At 59.5% G+C, this 20,432-nt stretch carries 18 protein-coding genes; 14 read left to right on the top strand and 4 right to left on the bottom strand.

Annotated features, from left to right (window positions below):
• Window positions 1-863 precede the first annotated feature (863 nt).
• The gene (locus tag ACR0KM_RS17935) at window positions 864-1,229 is read left to right on the top strand and encodes a hypothetical protein (RefSeq protein ID WP_480860957.1); all 366 of its coding nucleotides are present in this window, start codon (window positions 864-866) and stop codon (window positions 1,227-1,229) included.
• 200 nt (window positions 1,230-1,429) lie between these two features.
• Window positions 1,430-2,050: a 30S ribosomal protein S4 gene (gene rpsD, locus ACR0KM_RS17930; protein ID WP_480860954.1), complete on the top strand. Its 621-nt coding sequence runs from the start codon at window positions 1,430-1,432 to the stop codon at window positions 2,048-2,050.
• A 124-nt stretch (window positions 2,051-2,174) separates the two neighbouring features.
• On the opposite strand, the gene ACR0KM_RS17925 is transcribed toward rpsD, so the two are convergent.
• Entirely contained in the window at window positions 2,175-2,636 is a 462-nt protein-coding gene (locus ACR0KM_RS17925) for an Lrp/AsnC family transcriptional regulator (RefSeq protein ID WP_480731225.1), read from the bottom strand.
• 103 nt (window positions 2,637-2,739) lie between these two features.
• Between ACR0KM_RS17925 and ACR0KM_RS17920 the strand changes: the two genes are divergently transcribed.
• The 4 genes from ACR0KM_RS17920 to ACR0KM_RS17905 all read left to right on the top strand — a co-directional run bounded on the left by ACR0KM_RS17920 (window position 2,740) and on the right by ACR0KM_RS17905 (window position 7,037).
• Window positions 2,740-4,155, top strand: coding sequence for an aminotransferase class V-fold PLP-dependent enzyme (locus tag ACR0KM_RS17920; protein WP_480860952.1), 1,416 nt, complete (start codon window positions 2,740-2,742; stop codon window positions 4,153-4,155).
• A gap of 64 nt (window positions 4,156-4,219) precedes the next feature.
• Window positions 4,220-5,305, top strand: coding sequence for a histidinol-phosphate transaminase (hisC, locus tag ACR0KM_RS17915; RefSeq protein ID WP_480860950.1), 1,086 nt, complete (start codon window positions 4,220-4,222; stop codon window positions 5,303-5,305).
• Window positions 5,302-6,222 (top strand): prephenate/arogenate dehydrogenase family protein, encoded by a 921-nt coding sequence (locus ACR0KM_RS17910; protein WP_480860948.1) that lies wholly within the window; start codon window positions 5,302-5,304, stop codon window positions 6,220-6,222. The genes hisC and ACR0KM_RS17910 overlap by 4 nt, the downstream gene beginning before the upstream one ends.
• Window positions 6,219-7,037, top strand: coding sequence for an extensin-like domain-containing protein (locus ACR0KM_RS17905; RefSeq protein ID WP_480860945.1), 819 nt, complete (start codon window positions 6,219-6,221; stop codon window positions 7,035-7,037). The genes ACR0KM_RS17910 and ACR0KM_RS17905 overlap by 4 nt, the downstream gene beginning before the upstream one ends.
• Here the strand turns inward: ACR0KM_RS17905 and ACR0KM_RS17900 are convergent.
• A complete protein-coding gene (locus tag ACR0KM_RS17900; protein WP_480860943.1) occupies window positions 7,034-8,035 on the bottom strand; it encodes a DUF2125 domain-containing protein in 1,002 nt (333 codons plus the stop codon). The genes ACR0KM_RS17905 and ACR0KM_RS17900 overlap by 4 nt on opposite strands.
• A 67-nt stretch (window positions 8,036-8,102) precedes the next feature.
• Here ACR0KM_RS17900 and ACR0KM_RS17895 point away from each other — a divergent pair, with 67 nt between their 5' ends.
• The 3 genes from ACR0KM_RS17895 (at window position 8,103) to ACR0KM_RS17885 (ending at window position 11,584) form a co-directional block, all read left to right on the top strand.
• Entirely contained in the window at window positions 8,103-8,633 is a 531-nt protein-coding gene (locus ACR0KM_RS17895; RefSeq protein ID WP_480860941.1) for a gamma-glutamylcyclotransferase, read from the top strand.
• Between the two features lie 68 nt (window positions 8,634-8,701).
• The gene (locus tag ACR0KM_RS17890) at window positions 8,702-9,880 is read left to right on the top strand and encodes a biopolymer transporter ExbB (protein ID WP_480860939.1); all 1,179 of its coding nucleotides are present in this window, start codon (window positions 8,702-8,704) and stop codon (window positions 9,878-9,880) included.
• 3 nt (window positions 9,881-9,883) lie between these two features.
• Complete coding sequence (locus tag ACR0KM_RS17885; protein ID WP_480860938.1) at window positions 9,884-11,584, top strand: peptidoglycan -binding protein; 1,701 nt, start codon at window positions 9,884-9,886, stop codon at window positions 11,582-11,584.
• Between the two features lie 52 nt (window positions 11,585-11,636).
• Here the strand turns inward: ACR0KM_RS17885 and clpA are convergent, their stop codons facing one another.
• Entirely contained in the window at window positions 11,637-13,961 is a 2,325-nt protein-coding gene (gene clpA / locus ACR0KM_RS17880) for an ATP-dependent Clp protease ATP-binding subunit ClpA (protein ID WP_480823105.1), read from the bottom strand.
• A 174-nt stretch (window positions 13,962-14,135) separates the two neighbouring features.
• Window positions 14,136-14,903 (bottom strand): hydroxyacylglutathione hydrolase, encoded by a 768-nt coding sequence (gene gloB, locus ACR0KM_RS17875; protein WP_480860936.1) that lies wholly within the window; start codon window positions 14,901-14,903, stop codon window positions 14,136-14,138.
• Between the two features lie 61 nt (window positions 14,904-14,964).
• Here gloB and ACR0KM_RS17870 point away from each other — a divergent pair, with 61 nt between their 5' ends.
• The 5 genes from ACR0KM_RS17870 to atpD all read left to right on the top strand — a co-directional run bounded on the left by ACR0KM_RS17870 (window position 14,965) and on the right by atpD (window position 20,429).
• Window positions 14,965-15,699 carry a class I SAM-dependent methyltransferase gene (locus tag ACR0KM_RS17870; RefSeq protein WP_480823101.1) on the top strand — a complete coding sequence of 245 codons (735 nt, stop codon included), beginning with the start codon at window positions 14,965-14,967 and terminating at the stop codon, window positions 15,697-15,699.
• A gap of 299 nt (window positions 15,700-15,998) precedes the next feature.
• Window positions 15,999-16,559 (top strand): F0F1 ATP synthase subunit delta, encoded by a 561-nt coding sequence (locus ACR0KM_RS17865; protein ID WP_480860934.1) that lies wholly within the window; start codon window positions 15,999-16,001, stop codon window positions 16,557-16,559.
• Window positions 16,560-18,098 (top strand): F0F1 ATP synthase subunit alpha, encoded by a 1,539-nt coding sequence (atpA, locus tag ACR0KM_RS17860; protein ID WP_480783926.1) that lies wholly within the window; start codon window positions 16,560-16,562, stop codon window positions 18,096-18,098.
• 12 nt (window positions 18,099-18,110) lie between these two features.
• Window positions 18,111-18,986 (top strand): F0F1 ATP synthase subunit gamma, encoded by an 876-nt coding sequence (locus tag ACR0KM_RS17855; protein ID WP_480860932.1) that lies wholly within the window; start codon window positions 18,111-18,113, stop codon window positions 18,984-18,986.
• An 18-nt stretch (window positions 18,987-19,004) separates the two neighbouring features.
• Window positions 19,005-20,429, top strand: coding sequence for a F0F1 ATP synthase subunit beta (gene atpD / locus ACR0KM_RS17850; RefSeq protein ID WP_480860930.1), 1,425 nt, complete (start codon window positions 19,005-19,007; stop codon window positions 20,427-20,429).
• Window positions 20,430-20,432: the final 3 nt, after the last annotated feature.

The raw sequence follows: 20,432 nt of genomic DNA, 5'->3' as shown, positions 1-20,432 counted from the left end.
TCATCTCCACTCCTTGGCGGTTACGATGAGCCAGAAACCCTCTCTTATCAAATCGACTTAAACTGTCCCATTGGTGCTGACGTCAGACAGTCAGAACGGTTCAATTTATTGGGCATCTGAAATCGCCGAGGCGGACCGAAACAAAAAATCAAGGAAGGCAAAAAAAGTAGTTCGGGATCTGACGTTTCGAGAGCTTCAGCAAAAAGACAGCGAAGAATTATCTGATTACGAGACTTACTTACTGCTATTGGTATCTCACTTTCTGAATTAGATCAGGTGTGCAGGTCCATCGACCTACTCAATTACGGTGCCGCTGATTTGCTGTTCCCCTTTTTTTCGTCAGGCGCTGAAAGCAGCCATTGGCGCAGCCGCAGCGAAATGGCGCTTTGGTCCCGCATAACAGAAGTTTAGTGACGAGTTGTGCACGTCGGGTTCGTGCCTATACCTGACATTTCAATTGTGTTCGGCAACGGTGGTTGCATCCTCCCGCAACCAATATCCAAACAGCCCGTTCAATCTACAAAAAGCCCACCAGACTGCGTGCTTAACGTCCTCACCGCGGGGCTAGCGTCCAAAACCTAAGCCGAATCGCGGATGAGACACCTAGTCTCAAAGTGAGTTTGTTCTTTGGCAACATTTTTGTGAATGCTGCAATTCGGTCTCTTTTCTGCCCATTTCATCATTGATAGACAGAAATTGTTAATGGTGGGATGAGTAAAAGTGCGGGCGGGTAGATGAGAACCGGAACAAACGGTCATATAGCTATTTCTTGGTCTCAAACAGAAGTTGACGGTCTTGAGGCGGCACCTCTTGGTTTGGTGTCTGTAGGGGCGTCTTGGTCTTGGCGAGGTCGCGCGATTCAATTGACAAGCGAATTTGGTGGCGACCTGCGAGGTCAGGTGTTGTCCGACGAGTTCTCGGATATTGCGCGCTGGTTGCAGGGTGAAGCTGTTCAGGTGAGTTCGGATCTGGACAGGATTGAATTTTCGAATGGAGCACAGAAATTCGTGGCCCGATTGGCGACGGTTCTGGGCGAAACTGCACCGGTCCTGGTGTTTGAGAACGAAGCACCGCAGGCTGGTCAGGAATTCTGGATCAGCGCTGTTGCGGATCCGATCGAGCCTGCCGTGATCCACCGGGCAGCAGACAGCACCGTTATCGCGTTCCCAGCCGCAGCGCAGCCGCTTGCGAGAGCGGCTCCGGGCATGGCGACGCTGGCGGCAGAGTAATCTGACCTCAGATATTAATGGTCCGAATCTTGTTCAGTAGGTAACGAGACGTGTTGACTCTGCCAAAGTCCCGGATATAAGCGCGACTTCATTGGTGTTGGTGGCCCCCGCAAGGGGATGCCTGTCATGGGGGAAACCTCAAGAGGACAACGCCCTTCATAGTGGCCCACTGGGCCTCGACCTAAAGAAGGAGATCAGCCGTGACCAAACGCACGTCTGCCAAGTATAAAATCGACCGCCGGATGGGCGAAAACATCTGGGGTCGTCCGAAATCCCCGGTCAATCGTCGTGAATACGGCCCCGGCCAGCATGGCCAGCGCCGCAAGGGTAAGCTGTCGGACTTTGGTTTGCAGCTGCGCGCCAAGCAGAAGCTGAAAGGCTACTATGGCGACCTGACCGAGAAGCAGTTCCGCCGCATCTATGCCGAAGCCGAGCGTGTCAAAGGCGACACCGGTGAAAACCTGATCGGGCTGCTGGAGCGCCGTCTGGACGCGGTCGTTTACCGCGCCAAATTCGTACCGACCGTGTTTGCTGCGCGTCAGTTTGTGAACCATGGCCACGTCAAGGTGAACGGCAAGCGGGTCAACATCCCCAGCTACCGCGTCAAAGAAGGCGACGTGATCGAAGTGCGTGACAAGTCCAAGCAGTTGGCCGTTGTTGTGGAAGCTGTCGGTTTGGCTGAGCGTGATGTGCCTGACTACATTGATGCCGACCACTCGAAAATGACCGCGACCTTCGTGCGCGCACCGGGTCTGAGCGATGTGCCGTATCCGGTGATGATGGAGCCGAACCTGGTCGTCGAATTCTACGCGAAGAACTGATCTTCGCCGATATCGAGAAAACAAGGGCCGCGCTTTCAGCGCGGTCTTTTTTGTTTGGATGGGGGCTCTGCCCCCGTCGCTGTGCGACTCCCCCGGGATATTTTTGGCCAGATGAAGATCTGGATCAGATTGGGAGGGGGCGGCCTTCGGCAATGGCCTCCATGGCGAAGTAGGAGGTCACGCTGTCGAGTTCGACCTTTTCGATCAGGCGTTGGTAGACCTTGTCATATGAGGTCATATCCTGTGTGACGACCTTGAGCTGATAGTCATAATCGCCGCCGATGCGGTGGAAATCTACCACCTCGGGTATGGTCAGCACATGGCTGCGAAAGGCCTGCAGCCACTCGGCCGAATGGTGGCGGGTGCGGAGCATGACGAAGACCACGAGGTTCAGCCCCAGTTTCTCACGCGCGATCCGTGCTGACGAGCCTTGCAGTACGCCGTTATCGTTCAGGGCCTTCAGCCGTCGCCAGCAGGCGTTCTGGGACAGGCCGACCCGATCCGCCAGCTCGCGTTGGGACAGTGTGGCGTCTTTCTGCAGCTCTTTCAGGACGCGTTTGTCTATTTGATCTATTTTGTCTGCCATAGAGGGTCATATGACACAAAAAATTGTAATAGGATATAAAAATAGGGAACGTTTCCGCGCGACGCATCAATCACATTGGGTTTAGCAATACGGAGCTTGTGCAATGACCTTGTCGATCTTTCGCGCGGATATTCAATCTGCCATTCACGGAAATACGCTGCGTGACGGGCTGATTGGTGAGGGGGTACTCATCCCGGGTCTGCATCAGGATGTGCCGCTTGTATATGCGGATTACGTCGCCTCGGGTCGCGCGTTGCGGCAGGTCGAGGATTTTGTAGCTGCGCATGTGTTGCCGTTTTATGCCAACAGCCACACCGAAGCCTCCTATTGTGGGTCTCACATGACCCGTCTGCGCCGCGAGGCGCGGGCCGAGGTCGCCCGCATTGTTGGTGCCAGGGAAGAGGATGCGGTGATCTTCACCGGGTCCGGTGCCACCGCGGGCCTCAACCGGTTGGTCAGTCTGCTGGGAGTGCAAGAGGCTGACCGACCGGTTGTGCTGATCGGGCCGTATGAGCATCACTCAAACATCTTGCCATGGCGAGAAAGCAAGGCTGAGGTGGTGGAAATCCCTGAGGCAGCGGACGGTGGGCCGGATATGCAGGCGCTTGAGGCGGCTCTGGTCGAACATGCGGGTGCTGATCTGGTGATCGGATCGTTCTCGGCGGCCTCCAATGTCACGGGCATCATCACTGATCCTGATCCGGTAACCCGGCTGCTGAAGGCGCATGGGGCGCTGGCGGTCTGGGATTATGCGGGTGGTGGGCCGTACCTGCCGATGGATATGGGGTCGGATGGCGCGCGGAAGGATGCGATTGTGGTCTCTCCGCATAAGTTTCCGGGCGGGCCGGGGGCGTCCGGGGTGCTGGTGGTCAATCAGAATGCGGTTCAGCGCAGCTGCCCAAGCTGGCCGGGTGGAGGCACCGTCAGCTTTGTTTCGCCCTGGCGGCATGATTACAGCACCGATCTTGCGACGCGGGAGGAGGCGGGCACGCCCAATGTCATCGGCGACATCCGCGCGGCGCTGGCGTTTATGGTCAAGGATGCGGTCGGAACCGACGAAATCGCGCGGCGCGAAGCGCTTTACAACAAGATGGCCATCGAGGGTTGGTCGGACAATCCGCACCTGACCTTGCTGGGGACCGAGAATGCGCATCGTCTGCCGATCTTCTCGTTCCTTGTACGGGACAGCGACGGGCAGCCCGTGCATCAGCAGCTATTCACGCGGATGCTCAGCGATATCTACGGGATACAGGCGCGGGGTGGTTGCGCTTGCGCGGGGCCTTATGCGCACCGTTTGCTGGGGATTGATCGCGAAACCTCGGACCAGTTGCACGCCGCTTTGTCAGCGGGGGAAGAGATGAAGAAACCCGGTTGGGTGCGGCTGAATTTTTCGTATCTCATGAGCGAAGAGACGGTTCAGTTCATCATCGACAGCGTCAATGACCTGTCCCGCCGGACCGAAGAATACGCGCCGTTCTACAACGCCGATCCGGCGACGGCCCGCTTCAAGGCGGCCTGAGGGAATTGCCACTTTTCTCAACCCGTTGAGACAGGTATGAGGGGCGCAAGGAACGGAGCCCCTCATGACCAAACCCATACCCCAACCCGGCATTATGGACATCGCGCTGTATCAGGGCGGTCAGTCCCATGTGGCAGGGGTGGCCGAGGTCATCAAGCTCAGCTCGAATGAAAATCCGTTCGGGCCAAGCCCCAAGGCGATTGAAGCGGTACGTGATAGTGCCGCGACCTTGCATCGTTATCCCAGCACCGACCATGCCAGCCTGCGGGCCGCGATCTCGCGGCGGCACGGGCTGGACGCGGATCGGTTGATCTGTGGTGTTGGCAGCGATGAGGTGCTGCAATTCGTGGCGCAGGCCTATACCGGGCCGGGGGACGAGGTGATCTATACCGAACACGGATTTTCCATGTATCCGATCATCGCGCGCATGGCTGGGGCCACGCCTGTGATGGTGCCCGAGCGGGATCGGCAGGTGGATGTCGACAATATCCTGAACGCTGTGACCGACAAGACGCGGATCGTGTTCGTGACCAACCCGGGCAATCCGACCTCGACCATGATCCCCGAGGCCGAATTGGAGCGTCTGGCCGAAGCTCTGCCCAGCAACTGTCTGATGGTGCTGGATGGGGCCTATGCCGAGTTCGTCGATGGCTTCGACGGTGGGGCTGCACTGGTGGACCGGTTCGAGACAGTGGTCATGACCCGGACGTTCTCAAAGGTGTACGGGCTTGGGGGGATGCGTGTGGGCTGGGGCTATGCGGCGAAAGAGATCATCGATGTGCTGAACCGCGTGCGTCAGCCTTTTAACCTGTCGCTGACCGCCTTGGCGGCCGCTGAGGCTGCGGTGCAGGATGAAGACTACCTGCAATTCTGCCAGTCCGAAAATGCGCGCCTGCGGGTCTGGTTGTCGGATGAGCTGGCCAAGATCGGTGTGCCTTCGGACCCGTCATGCACCAATTTCATCCTTGCCCGTTTTACGGATCGGGCCGAGGCCGAGGCTTGTGATGAGTTCCTGAAAACTCAGGGTTTGATCGTGCGACGGGTTGCGGGCTACAACCTGCCAAATGCGCTGCGGATCACCGTCGGCGATGAAGAGGCCTGCCGCCGTGTGGTCGCAGCCATTACCGCGTTCAAAGGGGGCGCTGCATGAGCCAGATTTATGACCGTGTGGCGCTGATCGGGCTGGGCCTGATCGCCTCGTCGATGTTCTGGGCGATCAAGCGCGCAGGACTGGCCGGAGAGGTCACAGGTTATGCCCGCTCGGATGCGACCCGAGAGACCGCGCGCCGCATCGGTCTGTGCGACCGCGTTTGTGACACGGTGCAAGAGGCCGTTGAGGGGGCCGATCTGGTCGTGCTCTGCGTGCCCGTCGGTGCGATGGGTGCGGTTGCAGAACAGATGGCACCCGTCCTGAAGCAGGGCGCGACGGTTTCGGATGTGGGCTCGGTCAAGAGTCATGTGATTGAGGCGGTGTCGCCTCACATACCCGAAGGCGTGCATTTCATCCCGGCGCACCCGCTAGCCGGGACCGAGCATTCCGGGCCGGAATCCGGGTTTGCTGAACTGTTTGACAATCGCTGGTCCTTGCTGGTGCCGGTCGAAGGGTCGGACCCGGATGCTATCGCCCGCCTGCGTGCGTTGTGGGAAGGCATGGGCTCGAATGTCGATGAGATGGATGCCGATCACCATGACCTTGTGCTGGCGGTGACGTCGCACGCGCCGCACCTGATTGCCTACACGATGGTTGGTGTTGCCGACGATCTTCGGCGGGTGACAGATACCGAGGTTATTAAATACTCGGCGGCTGGCTTCCGGGATTTCACCCGGATCGCAGCCTCGGACCCGACCATGTGGCGCGATGTGTTCCTGACAAACAAAGATGCGACGCTGGAAATTCTGGGCCGCTTCACGGAAGAGCTTTTTGCGCTCCAGCGCGCGATCCGAACAGGTGACGGAGAGCAACTGTTCGATTACTTTACCCGCACCCGCGCCATCCGGCGGGGCATCATTGACGCCGGGCAGGATACAGACGCGCCGGATTTCGGACGGGGGAAAGCATCCACATGAGAGGGTTGAGCGGCTGTATTGCAATTGGTTTCGTCGTACTGGCGACGACTGTTCACGCGGCGGCACCCGAAACCTCTCTTGTTCCGTTGAAACGCCCGACGCTGTCGGATGCGGGGGCGGTCATCGTTCCAGCAAAAACCCGTCCAGCACTGCGGCCGGTTTCGCCTCAGGTGACGGCTGCTGCTGCCCGACCGTCAGACCTGCCATTTCTGAGCCCGGAAAATTCGATCCGGCCCTATCTGCGGTCCGAGGAAATGGAGCAGAAGATTCTGTTCAAAAAACGCAAGCTGCGGAAAAGCTCGGTGTGTGGCGATGTTGATATTCAGGGCACGCCTGTTGGCCGGGTGACTGGGAAGATCAAGGCCTGCGGGATCAAGGACGCGGTTCAGATCACCTCGGTCGCGGGGGTCAAGCTTAGTCGTCCTTCGACCATGGACTGTGGCACGGCGCAGGCCTTGAACAAATGGGTGGAAAAGAGCGTAAAGCCGACCTTCAAGCGACGTGGACCGGTTGTCGAACTGCAGGTCGCGGCGCACTACGCCTGCCGAACCAGAAATAACCAAAAGGGGGCCCGGATATCCGAGCATGGTAAGGGCCGGGCGATCGATATTTCGGGTTTCCGGATGGCGGATGGTGAGGTTGTGACGGTGCTGAAGGGCTGGCGCAAAAATCCATCAAAGAAGCAGCTGGTCAAAGTCTGGCGTGGGGCGTGTGGACCGTTTGGAACGGTGTTGGGACCATATGCAGATCGCTATCATCGCGACCATTTCCATCTGGATACAGCGCGTTATCGCAGAGGCTCTTACTGCCGTTAGCGCAGAATGAACCGCGGGGCGGGGCCCAGAGGCAGCGGCCCCAAAGCCACAAACCCATCGCGGAAGTTCAGCTGCATATCCAGCGCGTTTGGATTTCCGCCAAGACCCGCCATGAACCCCAGCGCCCGCGTCACCGGATCAACCGCCTGATCCGGTAGCGCCCCTGCAGCGTTGGCCATAGCCACCATGTCACGCCAGTTTTCGGCCTTGACCGCGATCTCTCCGGTGGGGATGCCCTGATCGTCAACGTCCAGTTCGCCGGTTGCGAACAGCCGTAGCTCGCCCCATTTCACCTCGGCCAGCCTCAGGTCAATCGCGACCGGCTGCGGGCGACCCTGTTCCAGCGCGCTGCGATCCCATGGCTTGTCAAAGGTGATAAAGCTATCCAGCTCCAGCGTCTCAAAGGACTGCGGCAGAGAGGAAGCCGAGCGCATAAGCCGTCGCAACTCTTCGCCCGGTGTGAAGCCATCAACTTTGGCGGTGATGTTGTAGCTTTCGGGCGTTCCGGATTGCGCCATGATCAGGCTGAGGCTTTGCCCGCCAGCCTGCGGGGCCTGCTCATCCGAGATCAGCCAGCGCTCGGCGGTCAGGGCCATCCGTTCAAGCACCAGCGCGACACCGGGTTGCAGGTGCAACTCGGCCTGCATCCCCTCGGCCTGAACGGTGGTGGTCTGGTCGAAATAGGACAGCCGCTGCGGTGTGCTGGCAAAGCGTAGCATCTGACGGCCCGGCCAGATGGCAGGACTTTCGAATTCGATCCAGTCGGCGCTCCAGGCGGTGCCGTTCACTGGATCGGCCAGCGCGGGATTGTTCAGACGCGTGATATGCTGCAGCGGATACCCGGCGGTGGCGACATCCGAGTAATCGGCCTGCCAACCCAATTCCTGCTGGCGATCGAACCACCCGGTGATGGCATTGCGCAGCCCGTAGCCTGCGACAAACCAATAGGCGCTCCACGCGAGGGCAATGAACACAAGTACGCGTATCAGACGCCGCATGATGAATGGCCCTTTTTCCTGCCTCGGATTTGGTGTTTACAGGGCCAAACGGGCAAGGACCAGAGCTATGACGATGTGGGTTTTCGGATATGGATCGTTGTTGTGGAATCCCGGCTTTCCGGTGGCCCGCAGCGAACGCGCCACGCTGCACGGCTATGCTCGGTCGTTCTGCATGCGTTCGATCCACCATCGCGGCACCGAGGAAGAGCCTGGTCTGGTGCTGGCCCTAGACGAACAGCCCGAGGCCCGCTGCACCGGTCTGGCGCTTGCGGTCGAGGCCGGGCATGAAGACCGCACGCTAGCGGAACTGCGCGAGCGCGAACTGATCTCATCCGCCTATCTTGAGCGAATGCTGGACGTGCATCTGGACGCCGGTGAGGTCGTCAACGCGGTGACATACGTAATCGACGCGCATCACGTTCAGTATTGTGGCGGCCTGCCGTTGGAAGAGCAGGCCCAGATCATCGCGCATGCCGTCGGAGGGCGCGGTCCTAACGACGAATACCTCTACAACACCGCTTCACATCTGAGCGAGATCGGCCTGCATGACCCCGACCTTGAGTGGTTGTCGCAACGGGTCCGCGCAATCAGCGCATAAACCCTTGGCGTCATGCCCGGAACTTCGATAGGTTCAGCCCAGAGCAGACAATACCGGGAGCCACGCGCATGGCGCAGGCACAACAGGGCGTGAGACCGCATTTCTCGCAGCCGATCCGTCAAATCCTCATGATGCTGATCGCAATCGGGCTGTCGGGCCTTGGCGTGTTCATGGCCCTGCCTTATGTGCTGCCCGTGATTCAGGCCAACCTGTACCTGAATGGATTCATCCTGCTGGTCTTTGTCATTGGTGTGGCGGCCTGTTTCCTGCAGGTGACGCAACTGATCGGTTCCGTTCGCTGGATCGAGGCCTTTGTCGGCGGTGTTGAACGCGACGACGTGCGCCCGCCGCAACTGCTGGCCCCTTTGGCCTCGCTGCTACGCGCACGTGGGGCGCGGTCCCAGATCAGTTCCAGCTCGACCCGGTCGATCCTCGACTCTGTGGCTGAACGGGTCGAGGAAGAACGCGAGATCACGCGCTATATCACCAACGTCCTGATCTATCTGGGCCTCTTGGGCACGTTCTTTGGTCTGGCGACCACGGTTCCGGCCATCGTAGACACCATCCGCAGCCTGAACCCGCAGGAAGGCGAGGAAGGGTTGGCGGTGTTCAACCGCCTGATGACCGGGCTGGAGTCTCAGTTGCAGGGCATGGGCGTTGCGTTTGGCTCGTCCCTGCTGGGGCTTGCCGGGTCGCTGATCGTCGGCCTGCTGGAGCTGTTCGCGGGTCACGGCCAGAACCGGTTTTATCGCGAGCTAGAGGAATGGCTGTCCTCGATAACCCGCGTCGGCTTTGCGGCGGGGGATGAAGGGGGCGCGGAACTGGCGGTTCTGACGCCAGTGCTGGATGCGATGTCCGAACAGATGGATGCGCTGCAGGACCTGTTTTCGGCGCATGAGGCGGACCGCTCCCAGGTCTCGGCCAAACTGGGCCATCTGGTGGATGCGATCACTGACATGAACCAACGGCAGGCCCAGACCGAAGGCGTCACCGCCGCGTTGGAACGCGTGGCGCTGGGGCAGGATGCGCTGCTAGATCACATGCGCGAACATGGCGCGGGCGAGGGGATTGATGCCGAAAGCCGTATGCGCCTGCGCTCGATGGACGTCCAGTTGCTGCGCATACTGGAAGAGATTTCTGCCGGTCGTCAGGACAGCATGAACGAGCTGCGCAAGGATTTTGAGCTGCTGGTCAAGGCCCTGACGCTGCCGCGCGGGGCTGTGCGCACCCCGTCGGACGGGGAGTAAAAGATGGCCCTGTCCCGCCGCACCGGTCATCGATTCTCGGGCTCGGTTTGGCCCGGCTTCGTCGATGCGATGACAGGGCTGTTGATGGTTCTGACCTTCGTGCTGACCATCTTCATGATCGTTCAGTTTGTTTTGCGCGAAACTATTTCGGGTCAAGAGGACGAACTGACCGCGCTGTCGGATGAGGTCGCAGCCCTGGCCGGGGCGCTGGGATTGGAGGAACGCGAAAACAGCCGCCTGCAGGCACGGTTGGGCACACTGAACGCAACACTCGGACAGGTCGAGGACGAATTGTCTGAGGCGCAGTCGCAGATCACGGGTTTTGAGGCACAGGTTGCAGCATTGCTGGCCGATCAGGTACGCGCGCGGGACGATATTGCCACCTTGGTTGATCAGCAGGATGCCTTGCTGCAAGAGCGTGCGGCATTGCTGGACGAGCAGGAGGCCCTGAACCTCGCTCTGGCCCAAAGCCGTAACGAGATTGATGCCCAGACCGAAGCCGCCCGCCTTGCTGCGGCCCGTCGCGAGGCGCTTGAGGCGCTGGTGGCCGATCTTGAGGCCAGCGAGGCCACGCAGGCGGGTCAGATTGCCGATTTGCAGCAGCAGCTAAGCGATGAGGAAGCCGCGCGTCTCGCGGAAGCCGCCGCCGCCGAAACTCTGCGGAACCGGCTTCAGGATGCGGATGCCGAGCTGACCGCTATGACATTGGCGCTCGAGGCGCAGCGACAGGAAGCGGAAGAAACCCTGACATTACTGGCCGCAGCACAGGCAGCCAGAGCCGAGCTTGAGCGGCAATTCGGTGAGTTGAATCCCGATGAACTGAAGGCGCAATTGCAAGCGGCACTGGACGCGCAGACGCAGTCGCAGTCGCAGGCAGATGAGCAAAGTTCACTGGCTGAAGAGCGTGCGGCCTTGTTGGCTGTGGCACAGGAGGCACTTGCGTCAGAGAAAGAAATCTCAACCGAGGCGCAACGCCAGACAGCTTTGTTGAACCAGCAGATGTCCGCGCTACGCGGCCAACTTGGATCGTTGCAGGCGCTGTTGGACGATTATGAGGAACGCAACGCGGCGGCCGAGATTCAGATCCAGTCGCTGGGCCAGGACCTGAACGCAGCGCTTGCCCGCGCCGCCTCGGAAGAGCGCCGTCGCCGCCTGCTGGAAGAGGCAGAACGCGTCCGGCTCGAGGCCGAGGCGGAAAGGCTTGCCGGGCAAAATCAGGAACTGACCGCGCAAGCGGAAGATTTGCAACGCTATCGGTCCGAGTTCTTCGGGCGACTGCGCGATGTATTGGGTGATCAGGAAGGCGTACGCATCGAAGGCGACCGCTTTGTGTTTTCGTCCGAGGTCTTGTTTGACACGGGCTCTGCCACGCTTTCTGTCGAAGGTCGTCAGGAGGTCGCGAAGGTGGCCGAAATCCTGCGAACTGTCGCTGCCGAAATCCCCGAGGGTTTGAATTGGGTCATTCGGGTCGATGGGCACACGGACAACGTGCCATTGGCGGGCAGCGGGCGGTATCGCGACAATTGGGAACTTAGCCAGGGTCGCGCGCTGTCGGTGGTGCGGTTCATGGTTGATGCGTTGGGTATCCCGCCCAATCGGCTTGCGGCCAATGGCTTTGGCGAGTTCCAACCGGTCAATCCCGCCGACACCCCCGAAGCCCGCGCCCAAAATCGTCGGATTGAGCTGAAACTGACCGAGCGCTAAACGAAAAACGCCCGCCGAAGGGCGGGCGCTGTTGTCTTCCAAGGTCTTTAAATCAGTCCGCTGTCAGCAGCGGAGGTTTATCGCCCGGAATACGAGGCTGGTCGGGTCCCAGAATTTCAAGGTTCAGATCACCTTTCTTGACCGAGACACGCACCACTCCACCCTTGGCCAACTTGCCGAACAGAAGTTCTTCGGCCAGAGGTTTCTTGATGTGCTCCTGAATGACGCGACCCAGCGGGCGGGCGCCCATCTTGTCGTCGTACCCCTTGTCGGCCAGCCATTCGGCGGCCTTGGGGGTCAGATCGATGGTCACATTGCGATCCAGCAATTGCGCCTCAAGCTGCAGGACGAATTTCTCGACCACTTGCAGGATGACTTCTTTGGGCAGCGGCGCGAACGAGATCACGGCGTCCAGACGGTTGCGGAATTCCGGCGTGAACATGCGTTCGATCGCGGCGGTATCCTCGCCCTCGCGACGGTCACGGGCAAAGCCGATGGCGGCCTTGGCCTGCTCCTGCGCGCCCGCGTTCGAGGTCATGATCAGGACCACGTTGCGGAAGTTCACCGTACGGCCGTTGTGATCGGTCAGCTCGCCATGATCCATCACTTGCAACAGAATGTTGAACACATCCGGATGCGCCTTCTCGATCTCGTCCAGCAGCAGCACACAGTGCGGATGCTGGTCGACGCCGTCGGTCAGCAGACCACCCTGATCAAACCCGACATAGCCCGGAGGCGCACCGATCAGACGGGAGACAGCGTGTTTCTCCATGTATTCCGACATATCGAAACGCAGCAGTTCCACTCCCAACGTATCCGCCAGCTGTTTCGCGACCTCGGTTTTACCCACACCGGTCGGACCGGCGAACAGGTAGTTGCCGATGGGCTTCTCAGGCTCACGCAGACCCGCGCGGGCCAGTTTGATCGCGCTGGACAGCGCCTCAATCGCTTCATCCTGACCGAACACCACCCGTTTCAGCGAGGTTTCGAGGTCTTTCAGAACCTCCGCATCATCCTTGGTCACATTCTTCGGCGGAATGCGCGCGATCTTGGCGACGACGGCCTCGATCTCTTTGACGCCGATGGTCTTGCGGCGCTTGCTTTCGGCCAGCAGATGTTGCGCGGCACCGGCTTCATCAATCACGTCGATGGCCTTGTCCGGCAGCTTGCGGTCGTTGATATAGCGCGCCGAAAGCTCCACAGCCGTTTTGATCGCATCTGCGGTGTATTTGATCGCGTGATGCTCTTCAAAATAGGGTTTCAGACCGCGCAGGATTTTCACGCTGTCCTCGACCGAAGGTTCGTTCACGTCAATCTTCTGGAACCGACGGCTCAGCGCACGGTCTTTCTCAAAATGCTGGCGGAACTCTTTATAGGTGGTCGAGCCCATCGTGCGCAGCTTGCCGCCCTGCAGGGCAGGCTTCAGCAGGTTCGATGCATCCATGGCACCGCCCGATGTGGCACCGGCACCGATCACGGTATGGATTTCATCGATGAACAGCACAGCGTCGGGGTGATCTTCCAATTCGGTCACGACCGCCTTCAGCCGTTCTTCGAAATCGCCGCGATAGCGGGTACCCGCCAGCAGCGCGCCCATGTCGAGAGAATAGATCGTGGTTTCCGATAGAACATCCGGGGCCTCACCGGCGACAATCTTGTGAGCCAGACCCTCGGCGATGGCGGTTTTGCCCACACCCGGATCACCCACCAGCAGCGGGTTGTTCTTGCGGCGGCGGCACAGCACCTGAATGCAGCGTTCCACCTCGTCCGAGCGGCCGATCAGCGGATCGACGTCGCCGGCGCGCGATTTGGCGTTCAGGTCGACGCAATACTTACCCAGCGCGCTTTCTTTCTGGTCCGCCTCGCCAGATGTGGTCTGCGCCTCATCTTCCACCTCATCCGCGCCGGTGACCGGTCGGTTTTCGCCGTAGGCCGGATCTTTGGCAACGCCATGGGCGATGAAATTCACCGCGTCATAGCGGGTCATGTCCTGTTCCTGCAGGAAATAAGCCGCGTTGCTTTCGCGTTCGGCGAAGATGGCAACCAAGACGTTGGCCCCGGTCACCTCGGTACGGCCCGAGCTTTGCACATGGATCGCTGCGCGTTGGATGACACGCTGAAAAGCCGCCGTCGGCACCGCTTCGGACCCGTCAATATCTGTGACGAGGTTTGACAGGTCCTCGTCGATGAATTCGACCAGTGTGCTGCGCAATTCGTCCAGATCGACGCTGCACGCTTTCATGACGCGCACTGCATCGGGTTCTTCCAGCAGCGCCAGCAGCAGATGTTCTAGCGTTGCGAATTCATGTCGCCGTTCATTCGCCGCCGCAAGGGCCGCGTGGATGGCTTGTTCCAATGTGCTCGAGAATGAAGGCACGCGGGTGCTCCTCTATATTGGGCCGGAAGGGGGTCCGAGCATCGGCCGGATCCCCATCCCAACCATGTCCTCATACTATTAGAGTTTGGTTGATCGTGGCCCGGCTTCAAGGGTTTTCTTTCACTTGACAGTCACATTTCCTGTGACCGTGGCCGTGAAGAGGGTTGAAACGCATCAAAAGCGGTCTTTTCGGGCACGGATTTCCGCAAAAACCGACGCAGGGTCAGATTTTTCCATGCCCAGATGCGCCTGAATCGCCGGATCGGCCGCGCGCAGAAACGGGTTTGTGGCCTTTTCAAGCGCCAGAACCGAGGGAACGGTGGGCTCCTGAGCGACGCGGGCGCGGTTGATATCGGCGACTCGATCCTGCAGGGCCGGGTTGTCGGGGTCGACGGTCAGGGCGAATTTGGCGTTTGACTGGGTATATTCATGTCCAGAACACACGATTGTTTCGTCCGGCAGTGCCGCCAGCTTGCTGAGAGAGGCCCACATCTGCGCAGGCGTGCCTTCGAACAGTCGCCCGCATCCCAGCGCCATCAAGCTGTCGGCAGTGAAAACCGCGCCCGAGACCGGCATATAAAAAGCGATGTGCCCCACGGTATGGCCCGAGACATCCAGAACCTCGACAGGCTCTCCTCCGATGTAAAAACTATCCCCCTCAACCACAGACTGATCGAGTTTCGGCAGACGATGTTCATCGGCCTTCGCGCCGATCAGGCGCGCGGGGTGTTTTTCCAGAATGCCGGGCAGGCCATCGACATGATCCCAGTGATGGTGCGTCAGCAGGACATGGCTGAGCCGCCAGCCACGTGCGTTCAGTTCCGCCAGAATCGGCTCCGCCTCGGGCACATCGATCAGCGCGGTCTCACCGCTGACCGGATCATGGGCGAGAAAGGCGTAATTGTCGCTGAGGCAAGGAATAGTGACGATCTCAAGAGGCATGGCCTTTTGCCCTTTCATTGCTAGACTGTGCCCAGCTAAGCCGATTGACCGGGTGTCCGCAATGCATCTTGATGTGCAGGATCTGAGGAATTTTTACTATCGCAGCACGCTGGGCCGTGCTGCGCAGGCGGCGATCCGCGGGCGGTTGGTCGATCTGTGGCCCGAAGCCAAAGGGCAAACCGTTGCAGGGTTTGGTTTTGCCGTGCCTCTGCTGCGACCCTATCTTGCGGATGCGCGGCGGGTGATCGGGCTGATGCCAGGGCCGCAGGGCGTGATGCCGTGGCCGGCGGGGATGCCCAATGTCTCGGTTCTGACCGAAGAAACGCTCTGGCCGATCGAGACAGGGCATGTCGACAAATTGGTGGTGATGCACGGGCTTGAGACCTCGGAACAGCCCAGCAAGGTGCTTGAGGAATGCTGGCGCGTGCTGGGGCCGGGGGGCAGGGCGCTGTTTGTGGTGCCGAACCGGGCCGGGCTTTGGTCGCGGTCGGACCGGACGCCCTTTGGCTTTGGGCATCCTTACTCTGCCACGCAGCTTGAGAACCTTCTGCGCAAGCATCATTTCGTCCCCGAAAACCACTGTTCGGCGCTGTACCTGCCGCCTTCATTCCGCCGGTTCTGGCTGAAATCGGGCAGCCTGATCGAAAAAACCGGCCAGCGCATCCCGACCGTCATGGCGGGCGGTGTGCTCATGGTCGAGGCCAGCAAGCTGATCCGCCCGCCCAGCGGCAGCGTGACCAAGGACACCGCCAAGCGTCCGATCAAAGCGCTAGACGGGCTGTTGAAGCCCGCCTGAGGCGGATCTTTGACTCGGCGAAAGTTGCGGGAAAAAAGTCACAGGAATCGCAAAAACCTGCATATTCGTAACATTTTTCAACTGCCCCAACCGGTCCAAAGGGTCGCACTTGGTGTAAGTATCTGAAAGTTAAAGGTTTGTGGATAAGTATGTTACCGCTATAGCGTATTGCTAGGTTGGAATACCTCTGCTACATCCCCGGTGATTTTGATCCCCGCCCTACATGGACGGGGTTTTCTCACGCCCCAAGGTAGCGGCCGCTACCCGAAATCGGGGCCTCAAATATCGGAAGGGTGGACGTGTCCGAACCAGCTTCGATTTCCACAGGCATCGCCGAGCGCTATGCCACTGCGATCTTCGAGATCGCGAAAGAGAATAATGACCTGGCGGGTCTGGAAACCGGCATCAACGATCTGGCAGCAGCATTGGGCGAAAGCGCCGAACTGCGTGACCTGATCGCTTCGCCTCTGGTTTCGCGCGCTGAACAAGAAGGCGCAATCACCGCAGTCGCCGACAAGATGGGTCTGAACCCGATCCTGCGCAACACGCTGGGTCTGATGGCGCAGAAACGCCGCCTGTTCGTTGTGCCGCAACTGGTGCAGGTTCTGCGCGACATGCTGGCCGAAGAGCGTGGCGAAGTGACCGCCGATGTCGCCTCGGCCAAGGCACTGACCAAGACTCAACTGGATAAACTGTCCAAAACGCTGTCCGAGCGTGTGGGCAAGACCGTGACAATCAATGCGACCGTGGATGAAAGCCTCATCGGCGGTCTTGTCGTTAAAGTGGGCTCGAAAATGATCGATAGCTCGATCCGTTCGAAGCTGAACTCCCTACAGAATGCAATGAAAGAGGTCGGATAAATGGGAATCCAAGCTGCAGAGATTTCTGCAATCCTGAAGGACCAGATCAAGAATTTTGGTCAGGAAGCCGAAGTGGCCGAAATCGGCCGCGTGCTGAGCGTCGGTGACGGGATTGCCCGTGTATACGGCCTGGACAACGTGCAAGCGGGTGAGATGGTCGAATTTCCCGGCGGCATCATGGGCATGGCGCTGAACCTGGAAAGCGACAACGTGGGTGTTGTTATCTTCGGGTCTGACCGTGACATCAAAGAAGGTGACACCGTCAAGCGCACCAACTCGATCGTGGACGTTCCGATCGGGGATGAGCTGCTGGGTCGTGTTGTGGACGGTCTGGGCAACCCGCTGGACGGCAAAGGCCCGATCAATGCATCCAAGCGTGGCGTTGCTGACGTAAAAGCCCCTGGCATCATCCCGCGTAAATCGGTGCACGAGCCGATGGCAACCGGCCTGAAATCGGTTGACGCGATGATCCCGATTGGCCGTGGCCAGCGGGAACTGATCATTGGTGACCGTCAGACCGGTAAAACCGCGGTGGCGCTGGACACCATCCTGAACCAGAAAGTCTATAACGACGCAGCAGGCGACGATGAGTCGAAGAAACTGTACTGCATCTACGTGGCTGTTGGTCAGAAGCGTTCGACCGTTGCGCAGCTGGTGAAGAAACTGGAAGAATCCGGTGCGATTGAATACTCGATCGTTGTGGCCGCGACCGCGTCCGACCCGGCACCGATGCAGTTCCTGGCGCCTTACTCGGCGACCGCGATGGCCGAATACTTCCGCGACAACGGCCGCCACGCTCTGATCATCTACGATGACCTGTCGAAGCAGGCTGTGTCTTATCGTCAGATGTCCCTGCTGCTGCGTCGTCCGCCCGGACGTGAAGCCTATCCGGGTGACGTTTTCTACCTCCACTCGCGTCTGCTGGAGCGTTCGGCGAAGCTGAACGAGGACTTTGGTGCAGGCTCGCTGACCGCTCTGCCGGTTATCGAAACCCAAGGTGGTGACGTTTCGGCGTTTATTCCGACCAACGTGATTTCGATCACCGACGGCCAGATCTTCCTGGAAACCGAACTGTTCTATCAGGGCATCCGTCCTGCTGTGAACACCGGTCTGTCGGTTTCGCGTGTGGGCTCCTCGGCTCAGACCGATGCGATGAAGTCGGTTGCCGGTCCGGTGAAACTGGAACTGGCTCAGTACCGCGAAATGGCGGCCTTTGCGCAGTTCGGTTCGGACCTCGACGCCGCAACTCAGCAGCTGCTGAACCGTGGTGCGCGTCTTACCGAGCTGATGAAGCAGCCGCAGTACTCGCCGCTGACCAACGCGGAAATCGTCTGCGTCATTTTCGCTGGCACCAACGGTTACCTCGACAAGATCGACGTCTCGGATGTTGGCCGCTATGAGGCCGGTCTGCTGGCGCACCTGCGCGGCAAACATGCTGACCTGCTCAAGTGGATCACCGACGAAGATCCGAAGATCAAAGGTGACGCAGCAGACAAGCTTAAGGCAGCGATCGACGAATACGCCGCGACCTTCGCTTGATAGGGGGTTCCGATGCCTAGTCTGAAGGACCTTAAAAACAGGATCGAGTCGGTCAAATCGACCCGCAAGATCACCAAGGCCATGCAGATGGTCGCGGCTGCAAAACTGCGCCGTGCCCAGGAATCTGCCGAAGCCTCGCGCCCTTATGCCGAACGGTTTAATGCCGTGATGGCGGGGCTGGCGGCGTCGGTCGGGGGCAGCGACAGCGCCCCCAAGCTGCTCCGTGGTACGGGCAGTGATGATGTCCATCTGCTGGTTGTGATGACAGCTGAACGCGGCCTGTGTGGCGGCTTCAACGCGAACATCGCCAAGCTGGCCCGTCAAAAGGCGGAAGAGCTGCGCGGGAAAGGCAAAACGGTCAAGGTTCTGACCGTTGGTAAAAAGGGTCGCGATGCACTCAAGCGCGACTTTGCCGATTTGTTCGTTGGTCACGTCGACCTGAGCGAGGTCAAGCGTATTGGTTACACCAATGCGCAGGACATCGCCAAGGACGTCCTGTCCCGCTTTGACGGGGGTGAGTTCGATGTTGCCACGATCTTCTACTCGAAGTTCGTCAACGTTGTGACCCAGATTCCGACGGCACAGCAGGTCATCCCGGCCTCGTTCGAAGAGACCGAGGGTGACGACAGCGGTGCCATTTTCGACTACGAGCCCAGCGAAGAGGCCATCTTGGCCGACCTGCTTCCCAAGGGGGTCGCGACCGCGATCTTCTCGGCTCTGCTCGAAAACGGAGCGTCTGAACAGGGTGCACGGATGTCCGCGATGGACAACGCGACACGTAACGCGGGTGAGATGATCGACAAGCTGACGATCCAGTTCAACCGCTCACGTCAGGCCGTGATCACCAACGAGCTGATTGAAATTATTTCCGGCGCCGAAGCGCTGTAAGAAAACCGGAGACGAAACATGGCGAATGCAAAAGGCAAAGTCACACAGATCATCGGGGCCGTCGTTGACGTGCAGTTCGAAGATCAGCTGCCTGAAATTCTGAACGCGCTGGAAACCACCAACAACGGCAAGCGCCTGGTGTTGGAAGTTGCTCAGCACCTGGGTGAAAACACCGTCCGTACCATCGCGATGGACGCGACCGAAGGTCTGGTCCGCGGCGAAGCGGTCACCGACACCGGCGCACCGATCTCGGTTCCGGTTGGTAACGCCACCCTGGGCCGCATCCTGAACGTCGTCGGCGAGCCGATCGACGAAAAAGGCCCGGTCGAAGCAACCGAAGCCCGCGCGATCCACCAGCCCGCGCCCGAGTTCGACGAACAGTCGACCGAGTCGGAAATCCTGGTCACCGGCATCAAGGTTGTTGACCTGCTGGCCCCCTACGCCAAAGGCGGTAAAATCGGCCTGTTCGGCGGGGCCGGCGTTGGTAAAACCGTTCTGATCATGGAACTGATCAACAACATCGCAAAAGTGCACTCGGGCTTCTCGGTGTTCGCGGGTGTTGGTGAACGGACCCGTGAAGGCAACGACCTGTATCACGAGATGATCGAATCCAACGTGATTAAGCCCGACAATCTGTCGGAATCTCAGGTTGCGCTGGTTTACGGTCAGATGAACGAACCTCCAGGAGCGCGTGCGCGTGTTGCTCTGACCGGTCTGACCCTGGCTGAGCAGTTCCGCGACCAGTCCGGTACCGACGTTCTGTTCTTCGTCGACAACATCTTCCGCTTTACGCAGGCGGGTTCCGAGGTTTCGGCTCTGCTGGGTCGTATTCCTTCGGCGGTGGGCTACCAGCCGACACTGGCCACCGACATGGGCGCCCTGCAGGAACGCATCACCTCGACCAAGTCGGGCTCGATCACCTCGGTGCAGGCCATTTATGTTCCTGCGGACGACTTGACCGACCCCGCGCCGGCGACCTCGTTTGCGCACCTGGATGCGACCACCGTTCTGAACCGTGCGATCTCGGAAAAGGGTATCTACCCGGCTGTTGACCCGCTCGACTCGTCCTCGCGTCTGCTGGACCCGGCCATCGTTGGTGAAGAGCACTACGCGGTTGCGACCGACGTTCAGCAGATCCTCCAGCGCTACAAGTCGCTGCAGGACATCATCGCCATCCTCGGCATGGACGAACTGTCGGAAGAAGACAAACTGACCGTTGCTCGTGCCCGTAAGATCGAGCGCTTCCTGTCGCAGCCGTTCGACGTTGCCGAAGTCTTCACCGGTTCGCCCGGCGTTCAGGTTCCTCTGGACGTGACCATCGCATCGTTCAAAGCTGTTGTGGCTGGCGAATACGATCACCTGCCCGAAGCGGCCTTCCTGATGGTTGGGGGCATCGACGAAGTGATCGCCAAAGCGGAGAAGATGGCCGCAGAAGCCGCCTAAGGA

It is taken from the genome of Ruegeria sp. G10, assembly GCF_056533645.1.
Note: the sequence above shows the minus strand (reverse complement) of the source record. Positions and strands in the feature narration are given on the sequence as shown.